Source organism: Bacillus sp. DE0042 (assembly GCF_007680225.1).
GTDB lineage: Bacteria > Bacillota > Bacilli > Bacillales > Bacillaceae_G > Bacillus_A > Bacillus_A wiedmannii.
Window position 1 is genome coordinate 127,479 of sequence record NZ_VEJP01000011.1, and the last position, 13,331, is coordinate 140,809.

9 protein-coding genes are annotated in these 13,331 nt (G+C 37.2%); 7 read left to right on the forward strand and 2 right to left on the reverse strand.

All coding sequences use genetic code 11. The annotated features are described in order from the left end of the window. The first annotated feature begins 2 nt into the window (after positions 1-2). From FS802_RS28350 to speB, 3 genes are all read left to right on the forward strand, one after another. Entirely contained in the window at positions 3-1,166 is a 1,164-nt protein-coding gene (locus FS802_RS28350; protein WP_048560437.1) for an MFS transporter, read from the forward strand. Positions 1,167-1,352: 186 nt separating this feature from the next. Beyond that, on the forward strand, positions 1,353-2,180 hold the full coding sequence (gene speE, locus FS802_RS28355) for a polyamine aminopropyltransferase (protein ID WP_000424696.1): 828 nt from the start codon (positions 1,353-1,355) through the stop codon (positions 2,178-2,180). Positions 2,181-2,399: 219 nt separating this feature from the next. Beyond that, on the forward strand, positions 2,400-3,272 hold the full coding sequence (gene speB, locus FS802_RS28360) for an agmatinase (RefSeq protein ID WP_001209823.1): 873 nt from the start codon (positions 2,400-2,402) through the stop codon (positions 3,270-3,272). Between the two features lie 264 nt (positions 3,273-3,536). Here the strand turns inward: speB and FS802_RS28365 are convergent, their stop codons facing one another. Continuing rightward, on the reverse strand, positions 3,537-4,574 hold the full coding sequence (locus FS802_RS28365; RefSeq protein WP_000996323.1) for a PTS sugar transporter subunit IIC: 1,038 nt from the start codon (positions 4,572-4,574) through the stop codon (positions 3,537-3,539). A 234-nt stretch (positions 4,575-4,808) separates the two neighbouring features. On the opposite strand from FS802_RS28365, the gene FS802_RS28370 reads away from it, so the two are divergent. Next, positions 4,809-5,171 (forward strand): YxeA family protein, encoded by a 363-nt coding sequence (locus FS802_RS28370; RefSeq protein ID WP_000779940.1) that lies wholly within the window; start codon positions 4,809-4,811, stop codon positions 5,169-5,171. Positions 5,172-5,181: 10 nt separating this feature from the next. Here the strand turns inward: FS802_RS28370 and FS802_RS28375 are convergent, their stop codons facing one another. Continuing rightward, the gene (locus FS802_RS28375) at positions 5,182-6,183 is read right to left on the reverse strand and encodes a S66 family peptidase (RefSeq protein WP_098720526.1); all 1,002 of its coding nucleotides are present in this window, start codon (positions 6,181-6,183) and stop codon (positions 5,182-5,184) included. A 202-nt stretch (positions 6,184-6,385) separates the two neighbouring features. Between FS802_RS28375 and FS802_RS28380 the strand changes: the two genes are divergently transcribed. From FS802_RS28380 to FS802_RS28390, 3 genes are all read left to right on the forward strand, one after another. Then, a complete protein-coding gene (locus tag FS802_RS28380) occupies positions 6,386-6,823 on the forward strand; it encodes a YwiB family protein (protein ID WP_000414871.1) in 438 nt (145 codons plus the stop codon). Further along, positions 6,823-8,493, forward strand: coding sequence for an arginine--tRNA ligase (gene argS, locus FS802_RS28385; protein WP_001086441.1), 1,671 nt, complete (start codon positions 6,823-6,825; stop codon positions 8,491-8,493). The genes FS802_RS28380 and argS overlap by 1 nt, the downstream gene beginning before the upstream one ends. A gap of 1,281 nt (positions 8,494-9,774) precedes the next feature. Beyond that, a partial coding sequence (locus FS802_RS28390; RefSeq protein ID WP_144525653.1) for a Cna B-type domain-containing protein occupies positions 9,775-13,331 on the forward strand: 3,557 nt, incomplete at its 3' end.

Consider the following 13,331-nt stretch of genomic DNA (forward strand, 5'->3'; position numbering starts at 1 on the left):
AAATGGAGAGCAAACAAAAATTAGGGAGATTGATTACAGTGGTTGCTACCTTCCTTGCCTTTTCGGGTATAGGGGTAGTCGACCCAATCTTACCAAGCATTGCTGAGCAAATTGGTGCATCGCACTGGCAAGTAGAGATGTTATTTACAGCATATATTTTAACGATGGCAATTATGATGTTACCAGCTGGAATATTCGCATCAAGATTTGGTGATAAAAGAATGATGACGATCGGCCTTGCGATCGTGACTGTATTTGCGTTTATATGCGGTATATCGCAAACGATTGCCCAATTATCTCTTTTCCGCGCTGGATGGGGATTAGGAAATGCGATGTTCTTCGCAACGGCGATGACATTATTGATTGCATTGAGTAAAGAAGTTCATGAAGCAGTAGGACTATATGAAGCAGCTATCGGTTTAGGGATGGCAGGCGGACCGTTATTAGGCGGGATATTAGGTGGACATTCTTGGCGTTACCCATTTTTTGCGACGAGTATTTTAATTTTCTTAGCATTTATTTTAGTTTTCTTTTTTGTAAAAGAACCGGAGCGAAAAGTGAAACGTAAGGCGGCAGGCGTAGGGGAATTACTTAACCTGGTGAAATATAAACCGTTTATGCAAGGTGCGATTTCAGGAATGTTATACTACTACGGATTTTTCGTTGTGTTAGCATATTCACCACTTATTATGCATTTATCTGCTATTCAATTAGGGTTTGTATTTTGCGGATGGGGATTAGCGTTAGCTTACGGTTCTGCAATTTTGGCCCATAAGCTAGAAGGGAAATATGAGCCGAAAGCATTGTTGAAAGGTAGTTTACTCGTATTTGCGCTTTTCTTAATCGCACTATTCTTCGTGAAAGTTATGTGGTTACAAATCGTATTAATTGTTCTATCGGGATTAGCATCTGGATTAAATAATGCATTATTTACAAGTTATGTAATGGATATTTCACCTTATGAAAGATCTGTTACATCAGGTGTTTATAACTTCGTTCGTTGGTTGGGTGGCGCAATTGCCCCAATCTTATCAGGAATCATCGGTCACACTGTTTCACCGCAAAGTCCATTTTTAGTCGGTGGGATTGTTGTGTTAGTCGGTTGTGTAATGATTTTAATTCCGGTTCGAAAACCGGTAGAAGTAGAGAGAAAGGCCCTTTCTTAAGAAAGGGTTTTCTTTCCTGTTACAGGGGAATCCCTTTTCGTACATATGTTAGAACCCTCTGACTAAAATATATTTTCGGTATTTTTGTACTTTTAACTATACTTTTTGGATGTTTTGTTTTATTTTTGTTAGGGGACATTAATGATGTCCCTATTATAAATTTGCATTGAAAGGCGTGATTGTACGATGGAACTATGGTTCACTGAAAAACAAACAAAACATTTTGGGATTACGGCGCGTATTAACCGCACATTACATACGGAGCAAACAGAATTCCAAAAACTTGATATGGTTGAAACGGAAGAGTTCGGAAACATGCTTATTTTAGATGGCATGGTTATGACAACAGAAAAAGATGAGTTCGTTTATCATGAAATGGTAGCGCACGTACCTTTATTTACACATCCAAACCCTGAAAACGTATTAGTTGTAGGTGGTGGCGATGGCGGTGTTATTCGTGAAGTATTAAAACACCCAAGCGTAAAGAAAGCAACTCTTGTTGAAATCGATGGAAAAGTAATTGAGTACTCTAAACAATACTTACCATCAATTGCAGGCGCACTAGATAATGAGCGCGTAGAAGTAAAAGTAGGAGACGGTTTCCTACACATCGCAGAAAGCGAAAATGAATATGACGTAATTATGGTAGATTCTACTGAGCCAGTAGGACCAGCAGTAAACCTATTTACAAAAGGCTTCTACGCTGGAATCTCTAAAGCGTTAAAAGAAGACGGTATTTTCGTTGCACAAACGGACAACCCTTGGTTCACACCAGAACTAATTACAACTGTGTTTAAAGACGTAAAAGAGATCTTCCCAATTACTCGTTTATACACAGCGAACATTCCAACTTACCCAAGTGGTCTTTGGACGTTCACAATTGGATCTAAAAAACATGATCCATTAGAAGTGAGTGAAGAGCGTTTCCACGAAATTGAAACGAAATACTACACAAAAGAATTACACAATGCAGCATTCGCATTACCGAAATTTGTTGGCGATTTAATTAAGTAAGAAATCGAGTTTGAACAAATAAAGTGTAGGTAACTCATTTAAGGTGTTTGTCCAGAAGACTTGAACATGCTAGCTACTTACACTCCTGTAATGAAAATCGTCTTCTTATTGTTAAAAAAGAAGACACCGGTAAATCGAGAAAGAGGAGTTATAGGCTCCAAATTTGAGAAATAATGAAAGGTTGGGATACCTTAAGTTCCACATAAGGAGGAAAAGAGTATGCGTTTTGATGAAGCTTATTCAGGTAAAGTATTTATTAAAAGTCATCCAAGTTTTGAAGAGTCAGAGGCAGTTATTTACGGGATGCCAATGGATTGGACAGTAAGCTACCGTCCAGGTTCTCGTTTTGGCCCTGCACGTATTCGTGAAGTATCAATCGGTCTTGAAGAATATAGCCCATATTTAGATCGTGAACTAGAAGAGGTAAAATATTTTGATGCGGGTGATATTCCATTACCATTTGGAAATCCACAGCGTAGCATAGACATGATTGAAGAGTATGTATCAAAACTTTTAGATGCCGATAAGTTTCCACTAGGTCTCGGCGGTGAGCACTTAGTGTCTTGGCCAATTTTTAAGGCAATGGCAAAAAAATATCCGGATTTAGCAATCATCCATATGGATGCCCATACTGATTTACGTGAATCGTATGAAGGGGAGCCTTTATCCCACTCTACACCTATTCGTAAAGTGTGCGATTTAATTGGTCCGGAAAACGTATATTCTTTCGGTATTCGTTCTGGAATGAAGGAAGAATTCGAATGGGCAAAAGAAGTAGGTATGAACTTATATAAATTTGACGTATTAGAACCGTTAAAAGAAGTATTACCGAAACTTGCAGGACGCCCAGTTTATGTCACAATCGACATTGACGTATTAGACCCAGCTCACGCTCCAGGAACAGGAACGTTAGAAGCTGGAGGTATCACATCTAAAGAATTATTAGATTCCATCGTGGCAATTGCAAATTCAAATATAAATGTAGTTGGAGCAGACTTAGTAGAAGTAGCTCCTGTCTACGACCATAGTGATCAAACACCAGTCGCAGCAAGCAAATTCGTGCGGGAAATGCTGCTCGGTTGGGTGAAATAAAAGTGAAGCCGACTGTTTAGACCCGGTGACTAAGGTTCTTTCCTGCAAAAGGTGCTTTTTACCTCGAAGGAAGAAGCGGAGCCACCGATTATTCAGCCGATGCAGCTAGACAAAATAAGAGCCCCTTATTCATATAGGAGGCTCTTATTTTGTTGTTATGTGTCGGTAAGTTGATATATTTAAAAAATCGCTAATATAATTTTATTTACTGTCACGCAACATCAAAAAGAGCTATTCATCAAACGATGAGAATAGCTCTTTTTCTTATGCAACCTTTTCTTCCGAAGTAATGCCGCGAATTTCATCAGCAGAACGAATTGGATATTTACGGAACACGATTGATCCGATGTATCCAACAATCGTGGTAACGATTCCGCATAGTACAGCAGCAATTGTTACTTTTACAACGTCATTAAATCCGAATAAGACAAGAAGTCCTGGGATTGGTGATGCTGTTCCTGGCGCATTATTAACGAGCTGGAACAGAGATGTAATAATACCAGCAAGCGCACCGCCAACGAAGTTTGTCGCATAAATTGGAATTGGATTTGCTGAAACAACATCGGCTTGTGTTAAAGGCTCGATTGCTACAGCGATTGTGTCTTTCTTTGAGCAAATTTTTAGTCGCTTAAAGAAAATAAAGTTCATCGGGGCTGAGGCTGCTACGGCAAGACTACCAATTGCCATTGGTAAACCTGTTAATCCAAGCATTGCAGTTAGTGCCATAGAACTTAATGGAGAGGTAGAAATAACTGTTATTAATCCACCAAGCATAATACCCATAATGATAGGACTTTCTGTAGTTGCAACTGAAATCATAGAACCGATTTTACCGAGTGTTGCGTTCACGAGCGGATCCATAAGCATGGCCATGCCGCGCGAGATTGGTGCAGCAATAAATAAAATTGCTAAAAATTCTACACCAGCCGGTAATTTCTTTTCGAGAAATTTCACGACGAAAGCACAAACGTATCCAGCGAAAAATCCTGGTAAAATACCGAATCCACTAGTAGCGATACCGATTAAAACAGCATATACGGGTGAAACACCGATTGCTAGTGCGACTAAAATTGCCGCTGCGACACCGCTCATACTACCAGAAGCTTCTCCTACTGATTGTAAAAAGTCATTATGAAACATTTCTCCACCGATATAACGGTGAAATGCTTCAATAAGAAAACTTGCGATTGCTGCATTAGCTAAAGCACCCATTGCTTTCATTCCGTAAGGAGCACGGTAACTAAAAAGTGTAAATAGACAAAGTACAACAAGTAATAGTGCTAAACCTTGCAAGATAGCCATTTGAAAACTGTCTCCTTTGATTTTTGTAATAAAAATTTGTATCATTCAATAATAATATAAAAGTTCATGAAACGGAAAAAATTTTTATTGGGAAATTGCTATAAGTTGAAAAACCCTTACAATAATGTAAGGAAAGTGTAAGACTTTTCAATAGAGTATAGTATGCCTTTTTCCGTATAATACAGGTATAGACATAAGATTAGTGAGAAAGAAGTGCAAACAGGAGGCGCATGTATGAAATTGGTAATTAAAGTTTTAGTTGTATTCGCCATCATTCTAGGTGGAACAGCGTACTATTTGAACACAAAAACAGAAGGTGTACATGCTTTTGTAGACAACTTCTTTTCAAATAAAGAAATACAAGATTATTATGCGGTGATAGATAAAGGTGAGAAAAAAGACGGTGAATACTTGTATACATTTAAAGGGTATACAGAAGACGGAAAGTTACAAGTTGTGAAAAGAATGATGAACCGTGAATTGCATACGGGAGCATTTATAAAAATTTATGCAAAAGGTATGCAAGGAAAAGGATGGGCTGAAATCTCAAAAGAATCAATTCCGCAAAAAGCGTTAGAAAAAATAGAAAAACCATAAAAGGAGCGACTCATTCGCTCCTTTTATGGTGCGTTAAAATGGTGATTGATGTCTTTTCTTTGTTAGAAATGATTTTTGCACGTCCACCAATTGGGAAAGTGAAAATCGGGGTTGTATGCCCGAAACTTGCGTTTGCAATGATAGGGGTATGTGCAAGTTCAGGTTTTGAAGCGATCATTTCTTGAATGTCTTCTATCGTACATTGTGCACCTTTTTGCATCTTTCCTATGACGATGCCTTTTATATGTTCAAAGTTAGGTTGCTGCATAAGAGAATGTAAATAACGATCAAAAGTGTTAAGGGTAGCTTTTCCAGTTAAACTATCCTCCTCAAGAAATAATATTTTATCCTGTAAGTTTGGCATATATGGTGTACCCTGTAGTAAATTCAATGTGCTCATACTACCACCGATAATCTCTCCAGTTGCTTCGCCTTCATGAATCGAAACATAACCTTCATTTTTAATAAATTCTCGATTTTCTTGATCGATGTACCAAGAATCATCGCTCCATGTTTCAGATGGCAGGACTTCAATAGGTTCATTATAAGTTAAGCATTTTAAAAAATAATCAGTCGTATATTCGAGACCTTTCTCCATTCCAAATGAAGAAAAATGGGGGCCTGAATATGTAACAAGTCCTGTTTTTGTGTAAATTGCATTATTTAAAGCGGTAATATCAGAATAGCCACAGAAAAACTTCGGGTTTTCTCGAATTAAATCATAATCGAGATGTTTCAATAAACCATTAGAGTTGTATCCGCCAAGTGTCGTCAAAACGGCTTTTACATTAGGGTCTCTAAATGCATCATGAAGATCTTGAACACGTGAAGAAATAGAAGAGGAAGCAAATCGATCTATCTCATCAGCATATGTTGAGAATGTAACTTGAAAGCCCATGTCGGTTAATCTTTTTATTGCAAGCTCTTGGTTCGTATTTGAGACAATACTTAAACTACAAGAGGGTGAAATAACTCTAATTTCATCACCTTTTTTCAATTTTGTTGGTAGCACATAACTCACCTCTTTAAATGAAAGAATATTTAGATTTAAAAAACATTTTATCATATGAAATAAAGTGGAAGTGAATTATTTTTTGAAATAGAGTTTTCCTGATTTTTCAGCAGACAGACAGAGGTTTTTTTTGATATGATAGGAAAAGTGATTTATTATAAGTAGTATTTAATATCTATAACATTTGAAAGGTGTGCAAGACGTGGAGAAACAACTTGCAGGCTTGCCGGTACACGTTCATTTCGTAACAGAAATCCGTGAAGGGGCGAGGAAGGAAACCGTTGCTTTTGAAGCAAACGGTCAATACTATGTAAAAGGTCAAGGTACATATGTAACATTCCAAGAGCCGAACGAACAGGGCGAAGTGAAAACAATTATTAAAATTCAAGGTGAACAAGTTCTCATTATGCGTTCAGGTGCTGTTTCAATGCGTCAAACGCATGTGAAAGGTGAATGGACAACTGGTACGTATACGAGTGAACTTGGTACGTTTGCATTGCAAACGAAAACTGATAACGTTCTTTTTAAATGGTCGGATGAAAAGAAAAAAGGACAACTCTTCTTAACGTACGCATTGCTTCTAAGTGAACAAGAAGCCGGCAGATATACAATTACACTTAATTTGAAGGAGGCAAAATAATGAATTCTTTAGAACAAGTAAAAGGATTAATTAAAGAAGAAATTCAAGCTGCTGTATTAAAGGCAGAATTAGCGACAGAAGAACAGATTCCAAACGTTGTATTAGAATCTCCAAAAGATAAAACAAATGGTGACTTCTCTACAAATATGGCAATGCAACTTGCACGCGTTGCGAAAAAAGCACCTCGTATGATTGCAGAAGAATTAGTTGCAAACTTCGATAAAGCAAAAGCTTCTATTGAAAAAATTGAAATCGCAGGTCCTGGTTTCATTAACTTCTACATGGATAATAGCTACTTAACAGACTTAATCCCAACAATCGTTAACGCTGGCGAAGCTTACGGTGAAACGAATACTGGTAAAGGTGAAAAAGTACAAATTGAGTTCGTATCTGCGAACCCAACAGGTGACCTTCACTTAGGACATGCACGTGGTGCGGCAGTGGGTGACACTTTATGTAACGTATTAGCAAAAGCAGGATACGATGTATCTCGTGAGTACTACATTAATGACGCTGGTAACCAAATTCATAACTTAGCTCTTTCTGTTGAAGCTCGTTACATGCAAGCTTTAGGCCTAGAGAAAGAAATGCCAGAAGACGGATACCATGGTGCGGACATCATTGGAATCGGTAAGCTTTTAGCTGAAGAATTTGGTGATCGTTATGCAAAAGCTGATGCAGAAGAAAGCTATGAGTTCTATCGTTCATACGGTTTAAAATATGAGTTAGCAAAACTTCAAAAAGACTTAGAAAGCTTCCGTGTTAAATTCGATGTATGGTTCTCAGAAACATCATTATACAAAAACGGAAAAATCGATGCTGCACTTGCAGTATTAAAAGAGCGTGACGAGATCTTTGAAGAAGGCGGTGCAACTTGGTTCCGTTCTATGACTTACGGTGACGACAAAAACCGTGTATTAATTAAAAACGACGGTTCTTACACATACTTAACGCCAGATATCGCTTACCACCGTGATAAATTAGAGCGTGGTTTCGATAAGTTAATCAACATTTGGGGTGCTGACCACCACGGTTACATTCCTCGTATGAAAGCTGCTATTCAAGCACTTGGTTACGATAAAGAAACACTTGAAGTAGAAATCATCCAAATGGTACAACTGTACCAAAATGGTGAAAAAATGAAGATGAGTAAGCGTACAGGTAAAGCAGTTACACTTCGTGAGCTTATGGAAGAAGTAGGCGTGGACGCAATGCGTTACTTCTTCGCAATGCGTAGCGGTGATTCTCATTTAGACTTCGATATGGACTTAGCTGTATCAAAATCTAATGAAAACCCAGTATACTATGCACAGTATGCTCATGCTCGCGTATGCAGTATCCTTCGTCAAGGTGAAGAGTTAGGATTAGCTACAGGCGGAGACGTGAACTACAAACTTGTTACTTCTGAGAAAGAAGTAGAGTTACTGAAAAAACTTGGTGAATTCCCAGCTGTAGTTGCGGATGCAGCGCAAAAACGTCTGCCACACCGCATTACAAGCTATGCATTTGAATTAGCAGCAGCATTACACAGCTTCTATAACGCAGAAAAAGTATTAAACCAAGACAACTTAGAATTAAGTAAAGCTCGCTATGAGTTAATGAAAGCAGTGCGCACTACACTTCAAAACGCATTAGCAATCGTAGGAGTATCTGCACCAGAAAAAATGTAATAGAAAAAAGAAAAGACGCTTATTTTTTGTTTAGAAGTGATATACGAGTTGACATAAAAACATCTATTCAATGTATAGACTGATTAGATGTCAAAGAAAGAAGACCAACGAAAAGCGGTATGGCTTGATAAGGGGAAGTTGAAACAGAAAAAGAGATGGCAAAGCTATCTCTTTTTCTGTGCCCAATTTTCTAATCTAAATATATGTGATAGTGATGAAGTGAAAATAGAAAAATACCAATTAACTATTGATTTTTAGGAACGATTCTAGAATAATAGACCGTTGGGGGTAAGATTATCAAAAATCCATATATGTATTATTAGTTGGTGGAATGTTACTAGGAAATGGTGTGATTATTGTGAAAGATATTGTTACAGCTATGCCAAATACTAAAATAACAATGCATCTAACCAAGTATCTAAACAATTAGTAATCAACCTTGAAAACTTCCAACTTAGTCAAGAAACTAGGGGTGGTATGTTTAAAATAGTACATATAGTACAATTAAAGTTTTCATGATTTGATAAAAAATAATGAAAGGATATAAATCTCTCGGTTTTGATATTATCATCACATATAAGCTCATTTTAATTCTTCGACATAGCCATGGAACCCATTAGGCAAAGTGTTTTTTCTCGACACTCATTTATATACTCCAAAAATGAAAAGGCTGAATTTCGTATTTCTATACGATTTATATGAAATCAGTTGACAATCATACCCTTTTTTAGTTACCCCCAAATTCGTTCCACTGTATTCAAATTTGGAGAATATGACTTTCATCTTGCATAGGCAACCAATACTTCATCCAGAGCGTTTTTAATTATATAATGCTTCTTGTTCTACTTGTTTCGGTGTGTAGGTTGGTTGTGTAACTAAACACAAAACGTTTTAACATATGACCAATTTCACCTCAACTCATAATGACAGAAAACGCACCTTCAATGACATCTTTTAGAATACGAGAATCCTAGCATGTTTCACAGTCGTAACCTTCTTCGGCGGATATGCTAAATTAGATTATAGATTGTACTTCTTGTTATTCTTTAGGAGGATAAGTAAGGAAGTTGACCAAATGCATATTTACTGTGAAATAGCTCTTCCATATTTGTCGGCAATGAAATTTTTGCATTTATAGAGCAAGCGTTTGCGTTGGTGATGATAATAGCTATCAAACACATTTTAGTAGAGTGGCTTAATGGCATTGATATAGTGGAATCTTTGTCATAGTATATTTGTTCTAGAATCTAGCAACATTTTATAGGGAGGATAACAGAAAGCATGTATTTAAAAAGGATAACTTCAATTTTTTCGATTATAATGATTTTCATGTTTACTATAGGTCAGAGTCTTTTACCTATAGTAGCAAACGCACAAGAATTAAACACATTAGGACTTGTGGATAGTTTTAAGATTGATAAAACAGATCTTTCTATCGGACAACGGACTAAAGTAACTATAAACTTCAGTGAAAAAGATAGCCTTAAGCTGAAGCCTGGAGACACACTAACATTAACACTGCCTCCAGAATTAAAAGGATTAAATACAGAGTTTCTATTAGATGATTATGGTACTTGTAAAGTCACTGCAGGTACTGTGGTATGTACATTTAATGATAAAGTGAGTACACATCAAAATATTAAAGGGTATTTAAACTTTTTTGTGGAAGCTGCTAATGTAGGAACGGATGAAAAGAAAGAGATTGAAACCAATTTCGGTACAAATGTAGATAAGCAATCTGTAACAATTACCGGCCCAAGCGGTGGTGGGGGTACAGATCCTGGAAAACCACCATTTTTTTATAAAACTGGTGATATGAACTCAGGTAAGAGCGATGAAGTACGTTGGTTCTTGAATATAAACTTGGCTAAAGAAGAGTTAAGTCGTGATATTGTTGTGACTGATAATTTACAGGAAGGTCAAACACTTAATAAGGATAGTTTCTATATAATTGTAGATGATTATATAGGTCGTCGATCTTTAACGCTACAAGAGCTTGAAAAGCAAGGTTACGGAACGATTACCTTTAATGGAGACAAATCATTTAAAGTTGTGCTTAATAAGAATAAAGCGCGTCTTGCCTCCTTTTCGATTGGTTATACATCTACTATAACGGAAGCTGGGAAGAAGCAAGAGTTTTTTAAGAATGATTATACGATTGATTACCAAGTTCTAAACAAGGAACCAGTTACTGAATCGGGTACTCATCCAGTCGAAAATATGACAGCTGGTGGTGGTGCTGAAGGTAACGTGACTCCAAAAGGAACACTAAAAATTGTGAAGCATATTGAAGGGGATGAAGAAAAAGTAATCCCAAATGTTTCGTTTAAGTTGTATAAAGAGTCTGATGAACAAGTTGGAGATGTATATAAAACAGATGAAAAAGGGATAATTGAAATCCCTAATTTACAACCAGGTAAATATTATGTGAAAGAAGTTTCAGCTCCAGACTATGTTGATTTCGATCCTCAAGCAAAAGTAATTTTTGAAGTTAAATTAGATGCTGTAAATGGAGTTAAGTTGTCAATTCCGAATAAGGTGAAAACTACATCTATTGCAGGGACGAAGACGTGGAAAGGCGATAACGAGAAAGATCGTCCAAGTTCAATCAAAGTAGAATTACTAAAAAATGAGAAAGTAGTAGACACGAAAGAAGTAACAGCGGCAGATGGTTGGAAATACAAATTTGACAACCTAGCAGCGTATGATGCAAATGGAGTAGCGTACAAGTATGAAGTAAAAGAACAACCGATAGATGGATACACAACAGAAGTAAACGGTTATGATATTACAAATACAAAAGTGGTACAAACAACCAAAGTAGAAGGAACGAAAACATGGAAGGACGGAAATGCGGAAGGTCGTCCAACGATGATTAAAGTAGACTTACTACAAAGCGGTACAGTGATTGCGACGCAAGAAGTAAGCGAAGCAACAGGCTGGAAATATGAATTTAAAGATTTGGCGATAAACGATGCAGACGGAAAAGCATATAAGTATGAAGTGAAAGAACAAGCAGTAGACGGATACGAATCCAAAGTTAATGGTTATGACATCACGAATACAAAAGTAGGCAAGACATCAGTTGCAGGAACGAAGACGTGGAAAGGTGGCACAGAGGAAGAGCATAAAGCCATCAAAGTAGACTTACTACAAAACGGTACAGTGATTGCGACACAAGAAGTAAGCAAAGAAACAGGTTGGAAGTATGAATTTAAAGATTTAGTAGCGTTCGATGCAAATGGAAAAGCATACAAGTATGAAGTGAAGGAACAACCGGTAGATGGATACGAATCCAAAGTCAATGGTTATGACATCACGAATACAAAAGTAGGCGAAACAAAAGTAGAAGGAACGAAAACATGGAAAGACGATAACGCGAAAGATCGTCCGGAAATGATCAAAGTAGATCTTTTACAAAACGGTAAAGTAGTAGATACAAAGGAAGTAACAGCGGCAACAAATTGGAAGTATACGTTTGAAAAACTCCAAGCATACGATGCAAACGGAGTAGCGTACAAGTATGAAGTGAAAGAACAAGCAGTACCAGGATATGAATCCAAAGTAAATGGTACTGATATCACAAATACAAAAGTAGGCGAAACAAAAGTAGAAGGAACGAAAACATGGAAAGACGATAACGCGAAAGATCGTCCGGAAATGATCAAAGTAGATCTTTTACAAAACGGTAAAGTAGTAGATACAAAGGAAGTAACAGCGGCAACAAATTGGAAGTATACGTTTGAAAAACTCCAAGCATACGATGCAAACGGAGTAGCATACAAGTATGAAGTGAAGGAACAACCGGTAGATGGATACGAATCCAAAGTCAATGGTTATGACATCACGAATACAAAAGTAGGTGAAACAAAAGTAGAAGGAACGAAAACATGGAAAGACGATAACGCGAAAGATCGTCCGGAAATGATCAAAGTAGATCTTTTACAAAACGGTAAAGTAGTAGATACAAAGGAAGTAACAGCGGTAACAAATTGGAAGTATACGTTTGAAAAACTCCAAGCATACGATGCAAACGGAGTAGCGTACAAGTATGAAGTGAAAGAACAAGCAGTACCAGGATATGAATCCAAAGTAAATGGTACTGATATCACAAATACAAAAGTAGGCGAAACAAAAGTAGAAGGAACGAAAACATGGAAAGACGATAACGCGAAAGATCGTCCGGAAATGATCAAAGTAGATCTTTTACAAAACGGTAAAGTAGTAGATACAAAAGAAGTAACAGCGGCAACAGAATGGAAGTACACATTTGAAAAACTTCAGGCATACGATGCAAACGGAGCAGCGTACAAGTATGAAGTGAAAGAACAAGCAGTACCAGGATATGAATCCAAAGTAAGTGGTACTGATATCACAAATACAAAAGTAGGCAAAACAAAAGTAGAAGGAACGAAGACATGGAACGACGGAAATGCAACAGACCGTCCGACAATGATCAAAGTAGACTTACTACAAAACGGGAATGTGATTCAAACACACGACGTACTAGCAGTAATGGGTTGGAAATATATATTCGCAGATTTAGCAGCATATGATGCGGAAGGAAAGGCTTACGAGTATACAGTGAAAGAACAGCCAGTACCAGGATATGAATCCAAAGTAAGTGGTACTGATATCACAAATACAAAAGTAGGTGAAACAAAAGTAGAAGGAACGAAAACATGGAAAGACGATAACGCAACAGATCGTCCAGAAATGATTAAAGTAGACCTTTTACAAAATGGTACAGTGATTGCGACACAAGAAGTAAGCAAAGCAACAGACTGGAAATACGAATTCAAAGATTTAGCAGCATACGATGCAAACGGAGTAGCATA

Excerpts from the sequence above, each read along its gene's own strand:
- FS802_RS28350 (WP_048560437.1), top strand. The coding sequence starts at position 3 with ATGGAGAGCAAACAAAAATTAGGGAGATTGATTACAGTGGTTGCTACC.
- speE (WP_000424696.1), top strand. The coding sequence starts at position 1,353 with ATGGAACTATGGTTCACTGAAAAACAAACAAAACATTTTGGGATTACG.
- speB (WP_001209823.1), top strand. The coding sequence starts at position 2,400 with ATGCGTTTTGATGAAGCTTATTCAGGTAAAGTATTTATTAAAAGTCAT.
- FS802_RS28365 (WP_000996323.1), bottom strand. The coding sequence starts at position 4,574 with ATGGCTATCTTGCAAGGTTTAGCACTATTACTTGTTGTACTTTGTCTA.
- FS802_RS28370 (WP_000779940.1), top strand. The coding sequence starts at position 4,809 with ATGAAATTGGTAATTAAAGTTTTAGTTGTATTCGCCATCATTCTAGGT.
- argS (WP_001086441.1), top strand. The coding sequence starts at position 6,823 with ATGAATTCTTTAGAACAAGTAAAAGGATTAATTAAAGAAGAAATTCAA.